Below are 23048 nucleotides of genomic sequence, written 5' to 3'. Positions count from 1 at the left end.
ACCCTGCAAACGAGTTGTGAGCAACGCATCCGCACTCCCGTCGTACCCGGCGGGGGCCCCCACTGCGCCGCAACCGCGGCCCAGGTTTCTCTCCACCGTGCGCGACCCAGCGCCGGTCGGAAAAGGAGTCCGCATGTCCCGTTACGCTCACGCCCGGAAGGCGGCGGTTGTCATGGCCGCCTCCACCGCGCTGCTGGTCACCGGCATACCGGTGATCGCCCAGGCGGCCACGCCGGACGCGCCGGCCGCCGTCGCGGCCCAGCAGGCGAGCCGCGCCCAGCTGATCTCCGCCGCGAACCAGCAGACCGCCTCCCTCGCCCAGACCCTGGGCCTGAGCGGCACCGAGAAGCTGGTCACCAGGGACGTCATCCAGGACGCGGACGGCACCCGCCACCTGCGGTACGAGCGCACCCTCGACGGACTGCCCGTCCTGGGTGGGGACCTGGTGGTGCACCAGGCGCCCACCGGTGCGACCAAGAGCGTTGACCGGGCCAGCACCGCCTCGCTGAGCGGTGTGAGCACCACGCCGAAGCTGGCCGCGCCGGCCGCGCAGAGCGCCGCGCTCGCCGCCGAGTCGGGCACCGCGGTCGACACCGCGCCGCGCCTGGTGGTCTGGGCCGGGGACAACACCCCCCGGCTGGCCTGGGAGACCGTCGTCTCCTCCACCAAGTCGGACGGCACCCCGAGCAAGATGCACGTCGTCACCGACGCCACCAGCGGCCAGGTCATCCAGCAGTGGGACGGCATCGAGACCGGCTCCGGCAAGGGCGTCTTCGTCGGCAACGTCACCATCGGCACGACCCAGTCGGGCTCGACGTTCCAGATGAAGGACACCACCCGCGGTGGGATGTACACCACCAACCTGAACCACGGGTCCTCGGGCACCGGCACGCTGTACAGCAAGGCGACCGACACCTGGGGCGACGGCACCGTCAACAACGGCGAGTCCGCCGCGGTCGACGCCCACTTCGGCGTCGCGGCCACCTGGGACTACTACAAGAACACCTTCGGCCGCAACGGCATCCGCAACGACGGTGTCGGCGCCTACAGCCGCGTCCACTACGGCAACAACTACGTGAACGCGTTCTGGGACGACTCCTGCTTCTGCATGACGTACGGCGACGGCAGCAACAACACCGCGCCGCTCACCGAGCTGGACGTCGCGGGCCACGAGATGAGCCACGGCGTCACCGCGGCCACCGCCAACCTGACCTACTCCGGCGAGTCCGGCGGCCTCAACGAGGCCACCTCGGACATCTTCGGCACCATGGTCGAGTTCTCCGCCAACATCCCCACCGACAACCCCGATTACCTGATCGGTGAGTTGATCAACATCAACGGCGACGGCACCCCGCTGCGCTACATGGACAAGCCGTCCAAGGACGGTGCCTCGGCCGACTACTGGTCCTCCACCGTCGGCAACAAGGACGTCCACTACTCGTCCGGCGTCGCCAACCACTTCTTCTACCTGCTGTCCGAGGGCAGCGGCGCGAAGGTCATCAACGGCGTCAGCTACGACTCGCCGACCCAGGGCAACATCACGGTCACCGGCATCGGCCGGGACAAGGCCGCGGCCGTCTGGTACCGCGCGCTGACCACCTACATGACCTCCAGCACCAACTACGCCGCGGCGCGCGTCGCGACGGAGAAGGCGGCCACCGACCTGTACGGCGCCGGCAGCGCCGAGCTGACCGCGGTCAGCACCGCCTGGGCGGGCGTCAACGTCGGCACCGCGCCCAGCGGCGGCGTCACCGTCACCAACCCGGGCAACCAGTCCACCGCCGTCGGCGGTGCGGTGAACCTCCAGGTCAGCGCCACCGGTGGCACCGCCCCGCTGACCTACACCGCGACCGGCCTGCCCACCGGCCTGTCGATCTCCTCCTCCGGCGCGATCACCGGTACCGCCTCCACCGCGGGCACCTACAACGTGACCGTCACGGCGAAGGACTCGGCCGGCAAGACCGGCAGCACCAGCTTCACCTGGACCGTCTCCACCGGTGGCGGCAGCTGCACCCCGGCGCAGCTGCTGGGCAACGCGGGCTTCGAGACCGGCACCGCCACCCCGTGGACGGCGTCCAGCGGCGTGGTGGACAACAGCTCCTCCCAGGCGGCCCACGGCGGCTCCTGGAAGGCGTGGATGAACGGCTACGGCTCGACCCACTCGGACTCGCTGTCGCAGACGGTGAGCATCCCGTCGGGCTGCAAGGCGACGCTGAGCTTCTGGCTGCACATCGACACCGCCGAGTCGGGCAGCACCGCGTACGACAAGCTGACCGTGTCGGTCAACGGCACCGCGCTGAAGACCTACTCCAACGTGGACGCCGCGGCCGGCTACCAGCAGCGCACCTTCGACCTGTCGGCCTACGCGGGCCAGACGGTCACCGTGAAGTTCGCCGGGACCGAGGACGCCTCGCTCCAGACCAGCTTCGTGATCGACGACACCTCCGTCCAGACCGGCTGACCCCGGGCCGGCTCCTGACGGGCCGGTGAACCAGGACAGGTGAGGGGCCCGGCGGCTACGGCCGCCGGGCCCTTGTCGTGCCGTCCGGGGTTTCGGCCGAGGTCTTGACGGCCCTCGCGGGCGCCTCTAGGTTCGGCGCTGCAAGTTTCCGGCAAGTTGCAGAAACTTCCTGCAGGCTTCACCTCCGGCTGCCCCACCCCAGCCACCCCCTCAGGAGACGACGTGGTCACCACCGCCCCCACCCTCCCCCGGCCCTCGGCCGGAAGGACCCCCAGGCGCGCCCGCGCGGCCGGTGCGCTCGCCGCCTCGGCGGCGCTCGCGCTCTCGCTCGGCACCTCCCTGGGCGCCCCCGCCGCCCAGGCCGCCCCGCCGGCCAACAACGGCAAGGACGTCACCGCCACCCTCTTCGAGTGGCGCTTCGACTCCGTCGCCCAGGCCTGCACCTCCACCCTCGGCCCCAAGGGCTACGGCTTCGTCGAGGTCTCCCCGCCGCAGGAGCACATCCAGGGCGCGCAGTGGTGGACCTCCTACCAGCCGGTCAGCTACAAGATCGCCGGACGGCTCGGCGACCGCACGTCCTTCAAGAACATGGTCGCCGCCTGCCACACGGCCGGCGTCAAGGTGATCGCCGACGCGGTGGTCAACCACATGTCGGCGGGCTCCGGCACCGGCACCGGCGGTACCGCGTACACCAAGTACACCTACCCCGGCACCTACCAGGACCAGGACTTCCACACCTGCCGCCAGCCGATCACCAACTACCAGGACCGCGGCAACGTCCAGAACTGCGAGCTGGAGAACCTCTCCGACCTGAACACCGGCAGCGCGTACGTCCAGACCACCATCGCGCACTACCTGGACGACCTCGCCTCGCTCGGCGTCGACGGCTACCGGATCGACGCCGCCAAGCACATCGCCGCCGCCGACCTCGCGGCGATCAAGGCCAGGATGGCCAACCCCGCGGCCTACTGGGTCCAGGAGGTCATCTACGGCGCCGGCGAGCCGGTCCAGCCCACCGAGTACACCGGCACCGGCGACGTGGACGAGTTCCGGGTCGGCACGGACCTCAAGCGGATGTTCACCACCGACAAGCTCGCCAACCTCAGCGGCTGGGGCGCCTCCTGGGGCTACCTGCCGAACGGGCAGGCGCGCGCCTTCGTCGACAACTGGGACACCGAGCGCAACGGCTCCACCCTCAACTACACCTACGGCAACACCTACACGCTGGCCAACGTCTTCCTGCTGGCCTCGCCGTACGGCGCCCCCGACATCCACTCCGGCTACTCCTTCGCCAACAAGGACGACGGCCCGCCGAACGGCGGCACCGTCAACGCCTGCTACCAGGACGGCTGGAACTGCACCCACGCCTGGCGGCAGATAGCCAACATGGTCGGCTTCCGCAACGCGGTGGCGGGCACCGGAGTGACCGACTGGTGGTCCAACGGCGGCAACGCGATCGCCTTCGGACGCGGCAACAAGGGCTACGTCGCGATCAACCACGAGGGCGGCGCGATCACCCGGACCTTCCAGACCGGGCTGCCGGCCGGCACCTACTGCGACGTCCAGCACGGCGACCCGCAGTCCGGCGGCGGCTGCACCGGCCCGACGTACCAGGTGGGCGCCAACGGGCAGTTCACCGCGACGGTCGGCGCCGGCGACGCGGTCGCGCTGTACGTCCAGTCCGGCGCGAGCGTCTCCGGCGCCTCCTTCAACGTCAACGCGACCACCTCGGTCGGGCAGAACGTCTACGTGGTCGGCGACGCGGCGGCGCTCGGCGCCTGGGACCCGGCGAAGGCCCTGCCGCTCTCCTCGGCCGGCTACCCGGTCTGGTCGCTGGCGCTGTCGCTGCCGGCCGGCACGTCCTTCCAGTACAAGTACGTCCGCAAGGACGCGAGCGGCGCGGTCACCTGGGAGTCCGGCGCCAACCGGACGGCGACGGTGCCCTCGGGCGGGACCGTCGCGCTGAACGACACCTGGCGGCCGTGAGCCGCTGGCCCAGGCCCGCCCCGGATCCCCGTCGGCCCGTTCCGGCGGGGATCTCCCGCGAGGGCGACCGGGAGGCGGGCGGCGCGGCCGTCCGTCACCCCCGCCCGATGTACGGCATGGCCGTCGCCAGCACGGTGGCGAACTGCACATTGGCCTCCAGCGGCAGCCCGGCCATGTGCCGCACGGTGCGCGCCACGTCGGCCACGTCCATGGTCGGCTCGGGGGCGATCCGGCCGTCCGCCTGACGCACGCCCGCGCCCATCGCCGCCGTCATGTCGGTCGCCGCGTTGCCGATGTCGATCTGCCCGCAGGCGATCCGGTACGGGCGGCCGTCCAGCGACAGCGACTTGGTCAGGCCGGTGACGGCGTGCTTGGTCGCGGTGTAGGCGATCGAGTGCGGGCGCGGGACGTGCGCGGAGATCGAACCGTTGTTGATGATCCGGCCGCCCTGCGGGTCCTGCGCCTTCATCTGCCGGAACGCCGCCCGGGCGCAGAGGAAGGCGCCGGTCAGGTTGAGGTCGACGACGGCCCGCCAGTCCTCGACCGACAGCTCCTCCAGCGGGACGGCCGGGCCGAAGGCGCCGGCGTTGTTGAACAGCAGGTCCACCCGGCCGTGACGCCCGGCGGCCGCGGCGAACAGCGCGTCCACCGCCTCCGGGTCCGTGACGTCGGCCGGCACCACGTCGGCCGGGGCGGCGCAGAGCCGGGCGGTCTCCCGCAGCGGTCCGGGCCGCCGGCCGGCCAGCACCGTCCGCCAGCCGTCCGCGGCCAGCTCGACCGCCACGGCGCGGCCGACGCCGCTCCCGGCTCCGGTGACGACGGCGATCCGCTGGTTCATGGCACCCTCCTCGATGACTGTTCCCGGTCGGCCCTGGGCGTGCCCTGGAGATCGTCGCGGACCGGCGACCCGCCGTCACTGGTCAAAGCCACCAAAATCCGGACGGCTCGGCGGGAGCCCGGCGGCCACCCCCGCCATCCGACCCCCGCCGACCGGGGGGAGTGGTGAAGGCCTTTACCCGATCGCGAACAAACATTGGATTTCCGGTGGCCACCGCGCAACCGGGCCACCCGGGCCCACGTCATAAGATCGCAGGAAGGCGCACCCCCGCGAGGGGCGGCGCGCCATCGCTCCGGGGGACGCACCAGCGCTGTGCCCCCGGTCTGTCCGGCCCCACCGGGGGGCCGCCGCCCGGTCAGACGGACCGGGCGCGACATCGGTCGGAGAGTCCTCACCGTGCTTAGGCAGTCGTCCCGTTCCCGCGCCGTTCTGTCCGGCGCCGCCGTGCTCGCCCTGGCCGCCTCGCTCGCGGCCTGCGGGAGTTCCGGCGGTGGGAAGGGGGACAGCGCCAAGAGCGCCACCCCGGCCGGCGGCAGCAGCTCGGCGGGCAGCCCGAGCGCCGGCGGCACCAGCCCGGCCGCGACCGGCACCGCCACCGCGGCCTCCTCCGGCAAGGTGCTGATGCCCACCGGGCCCGCCGCCGCCCTCAACAAGGTCCGGGACACCGGCGCCGGCCCGATCATGATGACCAAGGTGACCGGCGCCAAGTCCGGCGTCACCGGCCAGGTCTGGGTCTGGCTGCCGCCCGAGTACAACGACCCCAAGTTCGCCAAGACCGGCTTCCCGGTGCTGACCCTGTTCGCGGGCGGCCAGAGCAACGGCTACAACACCTGGACCGACAACCAGCTGCCGATCCAGGAGGAGAACGAGCGGCTGGTCAAGGAGGGCAAGTCCCACCCGTTCATCATGATCATGCCGGTGCAGAACTTCAACAGCGACGAGAAGAACGCGCTGGACTGCTCCGACATCCCGGGCCAGCCCAAGATGGCCACCTGGATGGCCGAGGACCTCCCGGACTTCGTCCGCGCCAACTTCCGCACCGTGAAGGGCCGCGACGGCTGGGGCGTGATGGGCGCCTCCACCGGCGGCTTCTGCAGCGCCAAGCTCGCCCTCCAGTACCCGCAGGTCTACAAGGCCGCGGTGCCGATCGACGGCTACTTCATCCCGGACTCGGGGCTGTGGAAGGGCCACGACGCGGAGCGGGCCGCCAACAACCCGGACGTGCTGGTCGCCCAGGGCAAGGCCGACGTGAGCATGCTGGTCACCGCGGGCGGCGCCAACCCGTACGAGACCAAGGTGGTCAAGACCTGGGTGGACAAGGCGGTCCCGCCGGTGAGCCTCCAGTACCACGAGCAGCCCGGCGGCAAGCACCTGACCTCGGACTTCAAGAAGATGATCCCGGACACCCTGGTGTGGCTCTCCGCCCACCTGGCGGGGCCGGCGGCCGACTGAGGGCCTGCCCTTCGGCTGCCCGTGCTGCCCGCACTGCCCGCGCTGCCTGTGCTGCTGCCCGCACTGCCGCACTGCTCTCACCCGTACCGCCGGTGCCGGGACGCGTTCGCGCTCCCGACGCCGGCGGTCCTGCTTTCCGGCGGCTCCGAGGGGGTTGCGCCGCCCGTCCGCAGGCCCGTGACCTGCGCGTCAATCGGACATTGATTCGCTTCTGATCGACTGCGAGCACCTTGGCTGGGGCGGTCCTCCACCGGCCGCCACCACCCGCCGTGCCCCAAGCCGTGAAGAGAGTGCCATGCCGATCCACCTGGTGCCCCAGCCCGTCCCCACCGTGCCCGCGCAGGGCAAGTCCGGAGCCGCCTCGCTGGGCGCGGACGCGTACGGACGGGTCGCGGCCGACGAGCCGGCCGTCCTGCGGTTCTCCGGGCTCCGCCTGGTGCACGCCGCGCTGCGCCGGGACCTCGCCCGGCTGCCCAACGCGCTGCGGCTGCTCCAGCCCGACGAGGACGACAAGGGCGAGGCCCTGCTGCGGCACTGGAACTTCATCACCGCGATGCTCACCTGCCACCACGAGCAGCAGGACACCCGGCTGTGGCCGATCGTGCGCCGCTTCGCGCCCGAGCTGCGGCTGCTGCTCAACTGGCTGGAGGACGACCACCACAACCTGGACCACTCCTTCACCCGGGTCACCACGCTGGTGCGGATCGCCAGCCGGGACACCGGCAGCGCCTGGCCGGTCGCGTACGCGATGGAGGACCTCGCGGCCCGGCTGGAGACCCACCTGCGGATCGAGGAGCGGCAGTTGCTGCCCCGGATGGAGCGGGTGATCGCCGACGGCTCCCGGCTCGGCGGGCTGGGCGAGCTGCTGGATCTGCTGCGCCTGGCCGACGGCCCCGGCACGGCGGACGCGCTGGCCTGGCTCCTGGAGGGCGTGGAGCCCGAACTGGTCGAGCGGCTGCTGGCCGAGTGCGACGACGACGTGGCCCGCAACTGGCCGCACTGGCACGCGACCTACCAGCGCTGCACCTCGCCGCTGTGGGGCCCGCCGGACGCTCCGGCCGCCGGCGCCGGTCTCGGCCTCGACGGCCTGGGGCGCATCGCGGACTGACTCCGGGGCTCTTCGCGGGCCCTTGATCTACGCGCGTGGCATGAGCCGGAGGCAGGGGACGGTGGCATATGCCGAGCCGGTCCCCAGTGCGGGGAAGAGCTCAACTCCCCACTCCCCCTAGGGGATTAGACCCACCGCTCTCGGGGTCGGGCCGCCCCGGCCGCTCCGGGCCGCACCAGGGAAGGCGTCACGCCGACGGCTGATGGCGGGCCGTGCCCGCCGCACTACCGTCGACCGCATGACCACAGCGCGCAGCACACCCGGCCCGCACCGCACCCGCCCCGGGACCCGCCTCCGACGCGGCCCCGCATTCCTCGTCGCCGGCGCCGTCCTGGTGCTCGGCGCCGGACTGACCGCCTGCGAGGGCGGCGTGGCCCTCTGCCTGGACGACCACAAGTGCACCGTCGGCATCAAGACCGACAAGGCCGACGGCACCAAGACCGTCAAGGTCTTCGGCGGCGACAACCCCATGAGGATGACCGTCGGCCACATCGGCGACAACTCGGCCGAGGTGACCGTCGGCGACGACAGGAAGACCGCCACCAAGGACTCCGAGACCTCCGTCGGCGGCGTCAGGATCACCCTGCGCAAGACGAACAAGGACGACCACTACGCCGAAGTGCACATCGAGCGGGACTGACCGCCCCGGCACGACGAAGCGCCCCGGCACGACGAAGCGCTCCCCGGCGCCTACCCCGGCAGGCGGTTGAGCCACTCCATCGGGGCGACCCGGATCGCCGTGTGCGGCGAGCCGTCCCACTCCGCCGGAAGCCCGACCGCCTCCAGTGCGGCGACCACCGCCCGCCCGACCTCCACCGTCCGGCGCTCCGACACCTCGGCCGTCTCCTCCCCGGCGCGGAACCCGCCGTAGCGCAGCATCAGCCCCCGCCCGGCGGCCGCCGCCTCGGTGTCCTGCTGGTGGAAGAAGACGAAGCCGACCGAGTCCGTCCCGGCCTCGCCGCCGATCTCCGCGTAGCCGCAGCCCGCGCAGCAGGTGAAGTCCATCGCCGCGACGATGCCCCGGTCCTCCAGCGCGTCGAAGGCGTCCGCCAGCCGGTCCACGTCGGTGGTCTCCGGCCAGGCCGCCTGCTCGGCCAGCCGCTCGGTCCACAGCGGGGCGAGGATCCGCTCCGCCTCCTCCTGCGTCAGCCCCTGGTCGTCGAGGTGCTCGACCAGGGACTCGGCCATCTCGTCCGGCTCCTGGAAGCCGCACCGGATCAACTCGCGGGCCCGCTCCTGGGCTTCGCGCAGCACGTCGGGGGTGGGAACCGTCTCCTCGGTCATGCCCGCATCCTCGCACCCGCCACCGACAACGCCCGGGCCTGCGGTGCGACGCCCGGGCCTCCGGCACCGCCGTCCCGACACCGCCCTGCTACCGTCCGCCGGTGACTTCTCTGCTGCAACCACCGCTGATCACCCGGCTGCTGGCCGCCGAGCGCATTCTGATCGCCGGAGCCGGCGGCGGCTTCGACGTGTACGCGGGGCTGCCGATCGCCCTCGCCCTGCGGGCCGCGGGCAAGGAGGTGCACCTGGCCAACCTCTCCTTCACCCACCTCTACGGCCTGCCCCTCGACGTCTGGGCGGAGCCCGACGTGGCCCGGATCGGGCCGGACACCGCCGCCCCCGAGGGCTACTTCCCGGAGCGCACCCTGGCCCGCTGGCTGAACCGGCACGGCATGCCCGATACCGTGTGGGCCTTCCCGACGGTGGGCGTGCAGCCGCTGCGCGAGGCCTACCGCGCGCTGGTCGCCCGCCTGGGCGTGGACGCGATCCTGCTGGTCGACGGCGGCACCGACATCCTGATGCGCGGCGACGAGGTCGGACTCGGCACCCCGGAGGAGGACATGGCGAGCCTGGGCGCGGTGGCCGGCCTGTCCGAGGTGCCCGAGCGGCTGGTCGCCTGCCTCGGCTTCGGCATCGACGCCTACCACGGCGTCAACCACTCCCTGGTGCTGGAGAACCTCGCCGCGATCGACCGGGCCGGCGGCTACCTCGGCGCCTTCTCCATCCCGCGCGACAGCCGGGAGGGCGTGCTCTACCTGGACGCCGTCGAGCACGCCAGGGCCGCCTTCCCGGACCACCCCAGCATCGTCAACGGCTCGGTGGCGGCGGCGCTGCGCGGCGAGTTCGGCGACGTCCGCTTCACCGAGCGGACCAAGGACGAGCAGCTCTTCGTCAATCCGCTGATGACGCTCTACTTCGGCGTCACGGTCGAGGCGCTGGCCGCCGAGAACCGGTACCTGGACCGGCTGGAGCACACCGTGGTGACCCGCCAGATCGCCACCGTGATCGCCGAGTTCCAGGACGAGCTGCCCCGCCAGCGGCCGCCCCGGCAGTTCCCGCACTGACCCGGAGCGCGGGCGCCGACGCGGAACGCCGGTCAGAACGCGGCGAGCCGGAACTCCAGGTTCCCGAACCGCACCTGGTCGCCCGGGCCGACCCGTACGCCGCCCGCTATCCGGCGCCCGTTCACATGGGTGCCGTTGGTCGAGCCGAGGTCGTACAGCACCCAGCTGCCCTGCTCGTGCCGCAGTTCGGCGTGGTGCCGGGACACCGAGGCGTCGTGCAGCCGCAGTCCCGAACCGGGGATCCGGCCGATCGTCAACTGCCCGGCCCCAGCCTGCGGCAGGCTCAGCCCCGGCAGCCGCTCGGTGCGCCAGGCCCGGCCCAGCCGGTCGCCGAAGGCGGACGCCCGCCCGACCGTGCGCAGCACGAAGCGCTCGACCGGCCCGCCGGTGGGCAGCCCGGCCACCGCCGCGTCCAACTCGCCGCGGCTGGTGGCCTGCAGGACGATGTCCATCCGGCCGAGGAAGGTGTCGTGCGAGAGTCGCCCGCTGCCCGCGCCGTCCCGCAGCACCCCGAGCGCCTGGTCCCGCTCGGCGTCGGAGGGTCGGACCGCGCCGGTCGGACCGGCCGCGCCGGTGGGGAGCTCAGGAGTCGTCATGGCCAAATTGTCGGCGCGGCCGACTCAGGCTGTCCAGATCACGCCGTGCACGGGCGCGGGGTTCGTACGTCACGGCAGTCCAGACGCCCTTTCCGGCCGGGCGGTTCCGCGTGTTCCGGGCCGCCCGGGGCGGGGTGCTCCGGCCGTGCCGCCCGGCCAGTTCCGGGGCGCCGTACGGGCCGTCAGTCCTTGCGGGCGGCGGCCAGGATCTTCTCCGTGGTGTGCAGGAACCGGGAGGTGACCGTGCCCCGGTAGGCCTTGCCGAACATGTCCTTGGTGACCCACTTGCCGTCCCGGAGGTGGATCACCACGTACGCGGCCCCCGGGTCGGCGCCGAGCACCTCGACGTCGCCCTTCGGCGAGCGGTACGGGAAGGTGAATCCGCCCGGCAGCGGCTCGGAGAGGAAGGCGACGACCAGCCGGACGTCCGGTGTCACCTCGACGCCCCGGAAGGGCTCGGCGGCGAGCAGGCCGGCCACCTCGTCCACCGTCCGCAGCAGCGCCGGCACGGGGTACCCGAGCGCCTGCTCCAGGTGCTCCTCGATCCGCGCGGTCAGCGCCGCGCGGTCCGGCTCGTCGGTGCTGAAGAAGACGTTGCCGCTCTGGATGTAGGAGCGGACGTTGCCCAGGCCGAGCTCGGTGAACAGCGCCCGCAGCCGCTCCATCCGCACCGTCCGGCCGCCGACGTTGACGGCCCGCAGGAAGGCGATGTACGTGGTCGTGGTGGTCACCCGGCCAGTGTGGCACCGGCCACCGACAGCGGCCCGGCGCCCCCGGTCCGCAGGACCGCCCCGCCCGGCCGCCCGCTGGCGCGTCCCGCGTGCTGTCGCGTGCCGCCCGCTGTCCTGCCCGCCCGCCTTCGGGTCCCGGCCCCCGCCCGTCCGGTCGTCCGCGCACGGCGGCCGTCGGTGCCGGGTGCCAGACTGGCGCCATGGCTACCTGGCAGGATTTCGAGCACGAGGCCCCCGATCTGGCGCCCCTGGTCCGGGCCCGGTTCGAGGCGAACAAGCACCACGTCATGGCGACGCTGCGCAAGGACGGATCGCCCCGGGTCAGCGGCACGGAGGTCGAATTCGTCGGCGCCGACCTGTGGATCGGGTCGATGTACGGCGCGGTCAAGGCGCGTGACCTCCAGCGCGACGCCCGCTTCGCACTGCACGCGCACCCGGGGGACGAGACCATGGCCGGCGGGGACTCCAAGGTCTCCGGCAGGGCGGTGGAGGTCACCGACGAGACCGAACTCGCCGCCTTCGCCGCCGATCTGCCCGAGGCGCCGCCCGGCCCGTTCCACGCGTTCCGGCTGGAGCTCGACCAGGTGGTGCACACCTCCGTGGAGGGCGACCACCTGCTCGTGCACAACTGGCACCCGGGTCGGCCGGTGGAGCGGATCCAGGTCCACTGACCGGCCGATCCGGCCGCAAGGCCCCTACGGCAGGACGGACTTGAGGGCCTCGGGGGTGCGGGCCACGACGGCGTGCCCGTCGTCCGCGGTGATGATCGGGCGCTGGATCAGGATCGGGTGCTCGGCCATCGCCGCGATCCAGCGGTCGCGCTCACCCGCCTCCCGGGGCCAGCCCTTCATCCCCAGGTCCTTCGCGACCTGTTCGTCGGTGCGGGTGATGTCCCACGGCTCCAGGCCCAGACGCTCCAGCACCTGTACCAGCTCGGCCGCGGTGGGCGGCTGCTCCAGGTAGCGCCGCACGGTGTACTCGACTCCGGCGCCGTCCAGCTCGCCGAGCGCGGACCGGCACTTGCCGCACCGCGGGTTGATCCAGATCTCCATGCCGGTCACCCTACCGAGCCGTCCGCGCCCGCCCCGCCGCGCCGCGCGCATCGGCCCGCCCCGCCCCGCCGCGCGATTCCGGTGGGTACGGGAACTCCGCCGCGCCCGACGGCGGTTGACCGGACAGGAAGCGTGATCTCGGGAGGGGAGCACCGGATGGACGGCGCGGCGATCATCGAACAGCTGATGACCACGGAGGTCAGGACCGATCCGTACCCGCTGTACGCCAGGGCCCGCGAGCTGGGCCCGGTGGTCCCGGCCGGGGACGGCATGTTCGTGGTGAGCGGCTACGCGGCGGTCAACAAGGTGCTGCGCACGCCCGCCTTCGGGGTGGCGACCGCCGAGATGATGGCCGGACTGGCCCCCGAGTACGCCGTGCACTCCTCGCTGGCCCTGTTCGGCCGCTCGATCCTCCAGCGCAACGCCCCCGACCAGCCCCGGGTCCGCTCGCTGATCGCCTCGGTGTTCACCGCCCGCCGGGTCGCCGCGCTGCGCCCGGCCGTGGAGACGGCGGTCGACCGGCTGCTGGACGGCATGGCCGAGCAGGGCGCCGACGGCTCGCCGGTGGACTTCATGGACGCCTTCGCCTTCCGGCTGCCGGTCGGGGTGATCTGCGAGCTGCTCGGCGTCCCCGAGCAGGACCGCTACCGCTTCCGCGACCTCGCCTCCGACCTGACCGTCGCGCTGGAGATCATCCAGGACCTGGACGAGCTGGCCGCCGCCGACGAGGCCGCCGACGAGCTGGCCCGCTACTTCACCGAGCTGGCCGCCGAGCGACTGGCCCGGCCGCAGGACGACCTGGTCACCGACCTGGCCCGGATCGCCGCCGCGGACGACGAGCGGCTCTCCGCCGAGGAGCTGCTGGCCAACCTGGTGCTGCTGCTGGTGGCCGGCTTCGAGACCACCACCAACCTGCTCGGCAACGGCCTGGCCCTGCTGTTCCGCCACTCCGAGGCGGCCGCCGGGCTGCGCAGCGGCGCGATCACCCCGGCCGGGTTCACCGACGAGGTGCTGCGCTTCGACTCCCCGGTGCAGGCCACCGGCCGGGTCGCGCTGGAGGAGGGCCTGAGTGTCGAGGGCCTGCCGATCCCGCCCGGCCACGCGGTGACCCTGCTGATCGGCTCGGCCAACCACGACCCGGCCCGGTACGAGCGCCCCGAGGTGTTCGACCCGACCCGCACCGACAGCCAGCCGCTCAGCTTCGGCGGCGGCACCCACTTCTGCCTGGGCTCCCAGCTGGCCCGGCTGGAGGCCGAGGTCGCGGTGCCCGCCCTGCTCGACCGCTTCCCCCGGCTCGCCCCGGGCGGCGTCCCGACCCGGCGCGACCGCCTGGTGCTGCGCGGCTACGAGACCCTGCCGGTGACCGTCCGGTGACCGTCCGGTGACGCGCGGTCCCCGGGGTCGGGGATTTGGCTCCTCCGGCCCCGGGGACCGGGACGTTCGGCCGTTCGTGGCTGGGCCGTTCGTGGGAGAGCATGGAGGGACGAAAGCGGCCAATCCGGACCGATCACCCGGAACGGCCACCTGCCAGGAGGTCCCACCGTGCGCACAGCACCCCGCCCGCCGCGCCCCGCGGCGCTGGAACCCAGGGTTCCGCGCTGGGTGCCCTGGCTGCCGGTGCTCCTGCTGGTGCTGGACCTGGTCGCCGAGGCCGTCGTCCCGGACGCCGTCGCCGCCGGCTTCCTGCTCACCGCACTGCCCGTGGTGGCCGCCTTCAGCTACGGCCCGGTGCTGACCGCCGTCACGACGGCCGGCTCCCTGGCGCTCCAGCTCGGCCTGGCGCTGCGCGCGGACCACGTCAACGAGCAGCACCACGTCTGGGTCTACATCGCCACCCTGCTCTCCGGCGTCATGGGCACCGCGCTGTCCTGGCAGCGCACCCGGCAGAACCGCAACCTGCTCCAGGCCCGTACGGTCGCCGAGACCCTGCAGCGCACGGTGCTGCGTCCGGTGCCCGAGCGGGCCGGCGGGCTGCGGGTGGCCGGCCTCTACCGCCCGGCCCAGGCCGACGTGCTGGTCGGCGGCGACCTGTACGAGGTCTGCGACACCCGCTTCGGCGTGCGGGTGCTGCTCGGTGACGTCCGGGGCAAGGGCCTGGGCGCGGTCCGCACCGTCGCCGACGTCCTAGGCGCGTTCCGGGCGGCCGCGTACGACACCCCCGGGCTGGTCGAACTCGCCGACCAGCTGGACCGCGCGGTGCTGCGCGACGCCGCCGACCGCGGCGACGACGAGCTGTTCGTCACCGCCGTCCTGCTCCAGTACCGGCCCGGCTCGGACTGCGTGGAGATCGTCAACCGCGGTCACACCACCCCGCTGCTCCTCGGCGGGGGCGGCATCACCCCGGTGTCCTGCGCCGACGAGCTCCCGCTCGGCCTCGGCCACCTCGGCCCCGCCGACGAGCGCAGCAAGGCGGTCGCCGTGGCGCTGCCCCCGGGCCACACCGTCCTGCTCTACACCGACGGCGTCAGCGAGGCCCGCGACACCGCCGGCGCCTTCTACCCGCTGGCCCCCCGCCTCGCCGCCCTCGGCACCACCGCCCCCGACCGGGTGGTCTCCTTCCTGGCCCAGGACGTCCACCGGTACGCCGGCCTGCTCGCCGACGACCTCGCCGTCCTCGCCCTCACTCCGGACGTCCCGTAGGCCCGGACCACTCCCAGAGGTTCGCGAACAGCTCCGCCTGCTCCCGGGCGTCGTCCAGGGCGTGGTGCGTGTGCGGCAGGTCCGGCAGCAGCTCCGGCGGCATCGACCGCTTGCCGATCCCGGCGAACGGCACCCCGGCCCGCGCCGCGTACAGCGTCTTCAGATCCAGGCAGCCGGAGTGCCCGAACGGGCTGGAGCCGGTGAACCGCACCAGGTACCAGTGGAGGAACTGCCAGTCGTACACCGCCGGGTAGCCCACCATCACCGGCCGGTACCGCTGCCCGCCCGGCCCGCGCCGCACCCCCTCCACCCAGCGGCCGAACTCCCGCATCGCCGCCGCCGGATCGGCCCCGTCCGCCTGCAGCGCCGCCCGGTCCAGCCCCGACACCGCCAGCGCCTCCGGGACGTACTCCGCGCTGATCGGCCGCAGCTCCCGGTAGAACGCCGCCGCCCCCGCCGGCGGCCGCCGGAACCCCTCCCCGTCGTGCCGGCCGGCCACCACGGCCCCGAAGCTCAGCATCGAGTACGGCCCCGGGATCGGCCCGTCCGACTCCACGTCCACCGACACGTACACCGTCGGGGTGACCTTCTCCCTGCGTCCCATGGCCCCCATCCAACTCGGCCCGGCAACCGCTTTTCCGGCCCTCGTCCTTCCTGTCGCCCGTCGCCCGTCGTTCTTCCCGCCACCCGTCGCCCCGGTCACCCGGACGGGCCCGCCGGGGATGCCCCCGGGCGCGGGAGTGCGCAGGCTGCTGGCAACGACCGGGCCCGACCGGGCCCGGGGTGGACGGCCCCTGGGGCGTGTCTGACAATTGCCGCCGGGTGCGGCACGGGAGGACGAGATCGACAGGACACGGACGGCGGACCACGCCGGGGGAGCGGGCGCGACGCTGCTCGCCCGCTGCGCCCTGCTGACGGTCGCGGGGGCCGTCGGGGTGCTGCTCTTCGCGCTGGGGGAGGGCGGGCTGCTGGTGCTCGGGGCCGGGCTGCTCGGACTGGTCGTCTGGGCCGCCGGCGTCTGGTGGTTCCTGGCCTACCGGGGCGCGGTCCGGGTGTTCGGGCTGCTCGTCGCGATCGCGGCGCCGGTCGCGGTGCTGGTGTTCTTCGCCCACCACCGGCTGTGGCTGACGGCCCTGCTCCTCGTCCTGGTCTGGGGCATCGCGCTGGCCCTCGCCCGTGCCGCGCTGCGCCGCGCCCGCCCGGAGCCGCCGATGCGGGGGCGTGCCGCGACCCGGCCGCTGCGACCGGTCCTGATCATGAACCCGAAGTCCGGCGACGGGAAGGTCGGCCGCTTCGGGCTCGTCGAGCGGGCGGAGGGACTCGGCGCCCGGGTGGTCCTGCTCGACCCCGCCGCCCCCGCCGACGTCGCCGAGCTGGCCCGCACGGCCGTGGCCGAGGGCGCGGACCTGCTCGGCGTGGCGGGCGGCGACGGCACCCAGGCGCTGGTCGCGGCGGTCGCCGCCGAGCACGGCCTGCCGTTCCTGGTGATCTCCGCCGGCACCCGCAACCACTTCGCCATGGACCTCGGCCTCGACCGCGACGACCCCTCCCGCTGCCTGGACGCGCTGACCGACGGCGAGGAACTGCGGGTCGACCTCGGCGAGGTCGCGGGCCGGGCCTTCGTCAACACCGTCTCCTTCGGGGTGTACGCCGACGTCGTGGAGCGCCCCGAGTACCGCGACGCCAAGGCCGGCACCGCGCTCGGTCTGCTGCCGGACCTGCTGGTCGGCGAGGGCGTACGGCGGGTCGACGTGAGGGCCGACGCCACCGCGCTCACCGCCCAGCAGGCGCTGCTGGTCAGCAACAACCCGTACGGCTCGACGGACGACCTCGGCATCGGCGGCCGCCGACCCCGGCTCGACAGCGGCCTGCTCGGTGTCCTGGGCATCCGGGTGGAGGGCGCGGCACAGGCCGCGGACCTGGCCGTGCGCGGCACGCAGTCCACCGGGCTGACCGCGCTGACCGCGCGGCGGGTGGAGGTGACCGCGGAGGAGGACGAGATCCCGGTGGCGGTCGACGGCGAGACGCTGCGGATGCCCGTCCCGGTCGTGTGCACGCTGCGCCCGCGGGCCCTGCGGGTCCTGGTGCCGCGCGACCGCCCCGGCGTCCCCGCCCCCGTGCCGTCCGTGAACTGGCGCCGGCTGGCCGCCCTCGCGTTCGGCCGCTCCGACCCGACTGCGGAGGGGCCGACCCGTGACTGACCACCCGGACCACGACGCCACCCCTCCCGTCCCGCCGCCCGTCCCGCCGCCCGTCCCGCCTCCCGTACCGCCTCCCGTCCCGCCGTCCGTACTCACCGACCTGCGGGCGCTCGACGGAGCCGTCTACGCGGCCGTCGCCGCCACCTCCACCCCGACGCTCGACTCCGCGCTGCGCCGGCTCTCCAGGGCCGCCGACCACTCGAAGATCTCGTTGGCCGTCTCCGCCCTGCTCGCCCTGCGGCCCGGCCGCCCCCGGCAGGCGGCGGTGGCCGGGGTCGGCGCGGTGGCGCTGGCCTCGGTGGCGGCGAACCTGGTCGGCAAACAGCTGGTCCACCGCCCCCGGCCCGACCGGGAGCTGGCGAGGGTGACCGTCGGCCGGCAGGTGGCGATGCCGGAGTCGGCCTCCTTCCCGTCCGGGCACACGGCCTCGGCGACGGCCTTCGCCACCGCCGTCGGCGTGCTGCTGCCACCGCTGGCGCTGCCGCTCGGCGCGCTGGCGACCGCGGTCGGCTACTCCCGGGTCCACACCGGCGTGCACTACCCGGGGGATGTCGCGGCGGGCGCGCTGCTCGGCTTCGCGGCCGCCGTGGCGTCCCTGGCCGTCGTCCGGACCGTGCCGCCGAGCCTCCCGGAGTGAGCGGGCTTCCGGGCCTGCACCGGGCAATTGAACGTGTGTGCGCTATCTTCTGCCGTGAGCATTTTCCCCCGGCAACGATCAGGTTCCTCGGGCCGCCGCAAGTCCGCCAAGGGCGGCCGTCTCGCGGTCCTGGACGGATTGCGCATCCTGGCCGCGCTGATGGTGGTCTTCCACCACTACGTCGGCTACGGCGGCGGTACCAAGCCCGAGGACAGTGCCTGGGGCAAGCCGGTCGATCAGGTGTTCCACCGCGCTTCCTTTCTCGGCGCCTATCTGTGGACCGGCATCTGCCTGTTCTTCGTGATCAGCGGCTTCGTGATCTGCATGAGCAGCTGGGGCCGTCCGGTGGGCGACTTCGTCCGCTCCCGGGTCATCCGGCTCTACCCCGCGTACTGGTTCGCCGTCCTGCTCACCACCGCGGTCGTCACGGTGTGGCCGCTCGTGCGCCAGCCGCTCCCCTCGGAGCAGGTGCTCGCCAACCTGACGATGTTCCAGGAGGGCCTGGGCATCAAGGACGTCGACGCCGTCTACTGGACGCTCTGGATCGAGCTGCGTTTCTACCTGCTGTTCGCCATCGTGGTCTGGCGGGGCGTGACCTACCGGCGGATCGTGGCCTTCTGCTCGATCTGGACGGTCGCCGGCATCGTAGCGGCGAGCACCAAGTGGCCGGTCCTCGACTTCTTCGCGATGTCTCAGGTCTCCTCGTTCTTCGTCGCCGGCCTCGCGCTCTACCTGGTCCACCGGTACGGTCCCAACCTCATGCTCTTCGGCATCGTCGGGATCAGCTGGATCCTCTCGGTGCTCTACACCATCCAGCACCAGAAGGACGTGAACCCCTACCTCGGCCGCGTCGACCTGCCGACCTGGCCCGCCGTCCTGCTGACCAGCCTCTCCTACCTCGTCATGATCGTGGTCGCCCTGGGCTGGGGCTCCCGGATCCAGTGGCGCTGGCTCACCTTCGCCGGCGCCCTCACCTACCCCCTCTACCTGCTCCACGAGACCATGGGCTGGACCGCCCTGCGCGCCCTCCACGAGCGCGACGTCAAGCCCTGGACGGCGGTCGCCGTCGTCACCGCCGGCATGCTCGTCGCCTCCTGGCTGGCCCACCGCCTCATCGAGAAGCCCCTGACACCCCGTCTCAAGACGGGCATGACCAGGAGCATCGACGAGCTCCGCGCCGCCGAACCCCTCCCCCCGCAGCCCGCCCCGGCCCGGACCCCGGGCGCCCTGGAAACCGTCACCACCCCCTGGGCCACCGCCTTCACCCCCAGGGACACCCACCCGCCGCAGCAGCACACCCCCGACTCCTACTGACCTCGCCCCACCCCCGCGCCCGGAAACAGCACGCGCCGGGCGGCCGGCCCGACCTCCGTCGAACCGCCCGCCCGGCGCGTCCTGCCAGCCCCGCGGCCCTCTACAGGTCGTAGTTCTGATCGAACATGCCCCTGACCTGCGGAAATGCGGGTCCCGCAGGAGATCATTTCACAACCAGTTCACACACGGCGCCCTTGAGGATGAGACACAGTGAGAAGCGCTGAGCGGCGCCGAGTAGGCCGCCAGTGCCGTCCAAGTCGGTCGCTACGCAGTGCCACCGACTGGCGGCGCGAGGATGGTGTCGCCCTCGGATAGTGCTGTGACCAGAAACGTTCACCGGGTTGGTGGGTTGGCTTCGGGGTGCCTGGCACCGGTTGGAGGGCCGTAACATCCACCCGGTGTTTGGGGGTTCGGTTGTCGCTGAGCCGTCGCAGATGGTCGCAACCTTTGCCACAGGCCGTCACCGAATGGTCTACTTGGCCGACCCTCCGGTGAATCGATCAAGGGGTGGTGTTGGTGAATCAGCGGCCAACGCGGCGGTCAGACGGCTCTTCGCGGCCGTGCAGGCGGTTGAAGGGTCGAGGTTCTTTTGTCGCCGGCGCCAGCTGACGGAGGGCGCCGCAGCCGACGCGGCTTCGCCTACCAGGACGCGATCACTCTTCTCGATTGCCTCGATATGCACGAGGGTATGTGGGCCAGGGTCTCTTGGGAGGATCTAGAGGACATCGTCTGCACTGACGGCGACGCTCCCGTTTATCGCCAGGTGAAGACCATTGAAGAGGCCGGGAAGCGCCACAGCATCGCTGATGTCTGTCGCCCGGACATTGCCAAGAAGCCTGAAAGCAGTCATCTGGGCAAGTTATTCCTTGGCAAGCCCCTCCCGGATGACACCCGCTTCACCTTCATTGTCAACGAGAGTCCTCAATCAGACCTTCACTCGTTCGTCGTCGAGCGGGGACAGGCGCGCGGTGTTATCCCTCCGCTGATCACCGCCGACATTGTCAACAGGCTCAAGGGAGTCGCTCTACCGGACGGCCGCGATATCGGCTGGTGCGTGGACCGCCTGGAGGTCCTTGTGGAGGGCCGCACAATCGATCAGGTTGAAGACAGGGCACTACGCCGGCTCGGGCCGATAGTAGGCAAGAGCTTGGGACAGCCGCCTCTCATCACTGAGGTCGAGGAGGTCTTGGTCTGGCTGGGGGTTCGGATCGCGCGTGACGCGTTAGCGCCTCGGCCGCGCGCAGTGGACGCTGCGGAATTCCATCAGATGCTCCAGGAAGCCATCGCCAAGGCCACGGGTCGGCGGCCCGATGGCAGTACTGCCCCTTTGGCCACGCTGACGGACAAGCTCGCGCTTACGGGCATCGTTGGTTCCCTCGATCTGCCACGACCGCTGGCTGGCTGGCAGCCCGAGCGGCTCGGCGTGCACGCGGCGATCGCCGATCCGTTGCAAACGACTGCGACGGGCTTCGTGCTCCCGGAATACATCGCCCGCCGCCACGACCACGAGCTGCGGGACCTGCTGACGGATGCGGCGTCCGGAGAGGAGCCCGTGCTGCTCGTTCTGAGCGGGCACAGCTGCACTGGCAAGACCCGCACTGCATACGAGGCGGTCGCGGCCTGCCTCGCCGACTGGGAGTTGGCGTATCCGAAGGATGCCGACAGTCTGTGCCGACTGCTAGCCGCCGACGTCCTTGGCCCGCGCACCGTGCTGTGGCTCAACGAGGCCCAGGAACTGCTCGGCGGCCATGGCGGTGAGGCCGCCGCTGCCGCACTGCGCCGACGGTTGGAACGGCCGGGGCCGTTGGTGGTTATCGCCACCCTTTGGCCAGGCCATCGACACGAACTGACTGATCGTCCGGTTGGCGTCCGGGACCGCCACCCCCAGGCCAGAGCACTGCTCGCGGCGGCGCGCGTGATCACCGTTCCTACGGTTTTCGACGGCTCGGTGTTGAGGCGGTTGCACGAGACGGATGACGGGTCGCTGGCCGTCGCCGCGCGAACCGCTCCGGACGGTTCCATCACCCAGACCCTGGCGGGCGGCCCAGCCCTGGTCCAGTGGTACGAGCAGGCGGACGGAGCTCAGGACTGCTACGGCAAGGCCGTTGTCTCGGCCGCGATGGATGCGCGCCGACTTGGTCACACCTCCCCGCTCCCGCTCGCGCTGCTGGAAATGGCCGCGCCTGGCTACCTGACGGACGCCCAGCGCGCCGCCGCGCCAGCAGGCTGGTTCGAGACCGCCATGGTCTTCGCCCGGACCAGGATCAAAGACGTGGTGGCGGCGCTTGGCGATGTCGCCCATGACCACGGGATGGGGGCCCAGCCAGGAGTGTGTCGGCTCGCGGACTATCTCGACCACTACTCCCGGACGGCTCGGCACGCGTTCTTCCCACCCACCTCGTTCTGGCAGGCCGTTGAGTACCACGCGGCGACCGCTGCTGATCTATATGAACTGGCCCGCTCCGCAGAGCACAGGGGCCGCTTGCGTCTGGCCGCCACGTTGCTGCGTCGCGCGGCTGATGGCGGGCACGGGCCAGCCTGGACGGCGATCGTGTCGATGATGGCGTACCGAGACCTGACCGATGAAGCCGAGGTGCTGGCGCGATCCGTCCTCCAAAAGGGAGACCCGGAGCCGATTCTGACCCTTGCCTGGACGCTGAATGAATTCGGCCACCCCGATGAGACCGAACGGCTGGTCCGCGAGGCAGTGACAACTGGGCATGCCTCCGCGCTTACCTCCCTAGCTACGGTGCTGTCTAACGGTCCGGAAGCAGAAGAGTCGCTGACAAAGGCCGTGGCACTTGGAAGTCCCGAAGCTCCCTTTATCCTGGCTGAGTTGCGCCGGAACGAGGGTGACCTCGCGGAGTACGAACGGCTCCTGTGGTCGGGTGCGCTGGCAGGCGACCGGGATGCCAGAGGCGAACTGGTGTCGCTCAAGTGTCAGGCCGACGAATGGGAAGAGGCCGAACGTCTGGCCCGATCGTTCGCGGAAGGCAGCGACGGGTCCGAACTGGCCATGATGGCGATGCAACGGATCGATGACCGGACCGAGGCCGAACGGCTGGCTTGGGCGGTCGTCGAGCTGGCCGACCGGAACGTCCTCGACACAGGAGCACAGCGCTGGCAGGGTGGGACATTCGCGGCCGCCATGACACTTGTGGGACACGCGGACGACGAGGCCGGGGCGGAGACCGTTCTGAATCGTCTGGCAGAGTTTAGGAACCCGCAGACCTGGGCGGTGGCGGCCTGGCACCTGGAGGGGCGCAACCCGGGCTGGGCTGAGGCTCTGTACCGACGTGCGGCAGAGCGGGGAGACCTATACGCGCTGGAGCGGCTAGCCATGATGGAACGTCACCGCAACGCAGTCGGTGCCGAGCGCACGCACCGGGCCGCGGTCGATGCTGGCTGTGGCGTTGGCCCGCTTGCTGCTCTCTGGGAGGCCGAGGGCAGAGCGGAGGTGGCCGAGCAGGCTCGCTGCTACGGCCTGGAGGTTGATGGTTCGATCGCCGAGCCCTGGCTGTTCTAGCCACTGCGGCCCGGTGCCAGTGAGTGGGCCCGTCATTGGTTCCTGTCGCCACATGGCGCAGGCCGTCCGTGGAATTGGCTGCCGGAGGGCCTGGTATGAGTTCGATCTCCGTGTGCTCATTTCACACTGATTTCACATCGTGAGTCGACTACGGTCCT

At 72.2% G+C, this 23048-nt stretch carries 19 protein-coding genes; 13 read left to right on the top strand and 6 right to left on the bottom strand.

The annotated features are described in order from the left end of the window. Positions 1-133: 133 nt before the first annotated feature. Together ACGFSC_RS30775 and ACGFSC_RS30770 are read left to right on the top strand one after the other, a co-directional pair. Positions 134-2461 (top strand): M4 family metallopeptidase, encoded by a 2328-nt coding sequence (locus ACGFSC_RS30775; protein WP_359896955.1) that lies wholly within the window; start codon positions 134-136, stop codon positions 2459-2461. Between the two features lie 222 nt (positions 2462-2683). Beyond that, positions 2684-4447: a carbohydrate-binding module family 20 domain-containing protein gene (locus tag ACGFSC_RS30770; RefSeq protein WP_392864235.1), complete on the top strand. Its 1764-nt coding sequence runs from the start codon at positions 2684-2686 to the stop codon at positions 4445-4447. Positions 4448-4541: 94 nt separating this feature from the next. Here ACGFSC_RS30770 and ACGFSC_RS30765 read toward each other — a convergent pair whose 3' ends face one another. Continuing rightward, complete coding sequence (locus ACGFSC_RS30765; RefSeq protein ID WP_359896956.1) at positions 4542-5285, bottom strand: SDR family oxidoreductase; 744 nt, start codon at positions 5283-5285, stop codon at positions 4542-4544. 396 nt (positions 5286-5681) lie between these two features. Between ACGFSC_RS30765 and ACGFSC_RS30760 the strand changes: the two genes are divergently transcribed. The 3 genes from ACGFSC_RS30760 to ACGFSC_RS30750 all read left to right on the top strand — a co-directional run bounded on the left by ACGFSC_RS30760 (position 5682) and on the right by ACGFSC_RS30750 (position 8485). After that, positions 5682-6737, top strand: a complete 1056-nt coding sequence (locus ACGFSC_RS30760; protein ID WP_359896958.1) for an alpha/beta hydrolase-fold protein — start codon at positions 5682-5684, stop codon at positions 6735-6737. A gap of 295 nt (positions 6738-7032) precedes the next feature. Next, positions 7033-7845 (top strand): hemerythrin domain-containing protein, encoded by an 813-nt coding sequence (locus tag ACGFSC_RS30755; RefSeq protein ID WP_359896960.1) that lies wholly within the window; start codon positions 7033-7035, stop codon positions 7843-7845. A 238-nt stretch (positions 7846-8083) separates the two neighbouring features. Next, a complete protein-coding gene (locus ACGFSC_RS30750; RefSeq protein ID WP_359896962.1) occupies positions 8084-8485 on the top strand; it encodes a hypothetical protein in 402 nt (133 codons plus the stop codon). Positions 8486-8535: 50 nt separating this feature from the next. Here the strand turns inward: ACGFSC_RS30750 and ACGFSC_RS30745 are convergent, their stop codons facing one another. Then, positions 8536-9129: a DUF6891 domain-containing protein gene (locus ACGFSC_RS30745; protein ID WP_359896964.1), complete on the bottom strand. Its 594-nt coding sequence runs from the start codon at positions 9127-9129 to the stop codon at positions 8536-8538. 101 nt (positions 9130-9230) lie between these two features. Here ACGFSC_RS30745 and ACGFSC_RS30740 point away from each other — a divergent pair, with 101 nt between their 5' ends. Further along, on the top strand, positions 9231-10193 hold the full coding sequence (locus ACGFSC_RS30740) for a DUF1152 domain-containing protein (protein ID WP_359896965.1): 963 nt from the start codon (positions 9231-9233) through the stop codon (positions 10191-10193). A 32-nt stretch (positions 10194-10225) separates the two neighbouring features. Here ACGFSC_RS30740 and ACGFSC_RS30735 read toward each other — a convergent pair whose 3' ends face one another. Both ACGFSC_RS30735 and ACGFSC_RS30730 read right to left on the bottom strand, forming a co-directional pair. Next, positions 10226-10789 (bottom strand): DUF1707 and FHA domain-containing protein, encoded by a 564-nt coding sequence (locus tag ACGFSC_RS30735; protein WP_359896967.1) that lies wholly within the window; start codon positions 10787-10789, stop codon positions 10226-10228. A 182-nt stretch (positions 10790-10971) separates the two neighbouring features. Beyond that, the gene (locus ACGFSC_RS30730) at positions 10972-11520 is read right to left on the bottom strand and encodes a DUF1697 domain-containing protein (protein ID WP_359896969.1); all 549 of its coding nucleotides are present in this window, start codon (positions 11518-11520) and stop codon (positions 10972-10974) included. A 200-nt stretch (positions 11521-11720) separates the two neighbouring features. Between ACGFSC_RS30730 and ACGFSC_RS30725 the strand changes: the two genes are divergently transcribed. Next, entirely contained in the window at positions 11721-12191 is a 471-nt protein-coding gene (locus ACGFSC_RS30725) for a pyridoxamine 5'-phosphate oxidase family protein (RefSeq protein ID WP_359896970.1), read from the top strand. 24 nt (positions 12192-12215) lie between these two features. Here ACGFSC_RS30725 and ACGFSC_RS30720 read toward each other — a convergent pair whose 3' ends face one another. After that, positions 12216-12572: an arsenate reductase family protein gene (locus ACGFSC_RS30720; protein WP_359896971.1), complete on the bottom strand. Its 357-nt coding sequence runs from the start codon at positions 12570-12572 to the stop codon at positions 12216-12218. A gap of 132 nt (positions 12573-12704) precedes the next feature. Between ACGFSC_RS30720 and ACGFSC_RS30715 the strand changes: the two genes are divergently transcribed. Together ACGFSC_RS30715 and ACGFSC_RS30710 are read left to right on the top strand one after the other, a co-directional pair. After that, positions 12705-13946 carry a cytochrome P450 gene (locus ACGFSC_RS30715; RefSeq protein WP_359896973.1) on the top strand — a complete coding sequence of 414 codons (1242 nt, stop codon included), beginning with the start codon at positions 12705-12707 and terminating at the stop codon, positions 13944-13946. A 168-nt stretch (positions 13947-14114) separates the two neighbouring features. Next, a complete protein-coding gene (locus tag ACGFSC_RS30710) occupies positions 14115-15212 on the top strand; it encodes a PP2C family protein-serine/threonine phosphatase (RefSeq protein WP_359896975.1) in 1098 nt (365 codons plus the stop codon). Here the strand turns inward: ACGFSC_RS30710 and ACGFSC_RS30705 are convergent. Further along, on the bottom strand, positions 15193-15816 hold the full coding sequence (locus ACGFSC_RS30705) for an exonuclease (protein WP_359896978.1): 624 nt from the start codon (positions 15814-15816) through the stop codon (positions 15193-15195). The genes ACGFSC_RS30710 and ACGFSC_RS30705 overlap by 20 nt on opposite strands. A 238-nt stretch (positions 15817-16054) precedes the next feature. Here ACGFSC_RS30705 and ACGFSC_RS30700 point away from each other — a divergent pair, with 238 nt between their 5' ends. The 4 genes from ACGFSC_RS30700 (at position 16055) to ACGFSC_RS30685 (ending at position 22890) form a co-directional block, all read left to right on the top strand. Next, positions 16055-17413, top strand: a complete 1359-nt coding sequence (locus tag ACGFSC_RS30700) for a diacylglycerol kinase family protein (protein WP_359897132.1) — start codon at positions 16055-16057, stop codon at positions 17411-17413. Next, positions 17406-18050 (top strand): phosphatase PAP2 family protein, encoded by a 645-nt coding sequence (locus ACGFSC_RS30695; RefSeq protein ID WP_392864228.1) that lies wholly within the window; start codon positions 17406-17408, stop codon positions 18048-18050. Before ACGFSC_RS30700 ends, ACGFSC_RS30695 begins: the two co-directional genes overlap by 8 nt. A 54-nt stretch (positions 18051-18104) precedes the next feature. Continuing rightward, complete coding sequence (locus ACGFSC_RS30690; protein WP_359896979.1) at positions 18105-19364, top strand: acyltransferase; 1260 nt, start codon at positions 18105-18107, stop codon at positions 19362-19364. Positions 19365-19953: 589 nt separating this feature from the next. Beyond that, on the top strand, positions 19954-22890 hold the full coding sequence (locus ACGFSC_RS30685; protein WP_359896980.1) for a dsDNA nuclease domain-containing protein: 2937 nt from the start codon (positions 19954-19956) through the stop codon (positions 22888-22890). Positions 22891-23048: the final 158 nt, after the last annotated feature.

Source organism: Kitasatospora sp. NPDC048715 (assembly GCF_043198905.1).
In the GTDB taxonomy this organism is placed as follows: domain Bacteria; phylum Actinomycetota; class Actinomycetes; order Streptomycetales; family Streptomycetaceae; genus Kitasatospora; species Kitasatospora lactacystinica.
Note: the sequence above shows the minus strand (reverse complement) of the source record. Positions and strands in the feature narration are given on the sequence as shown.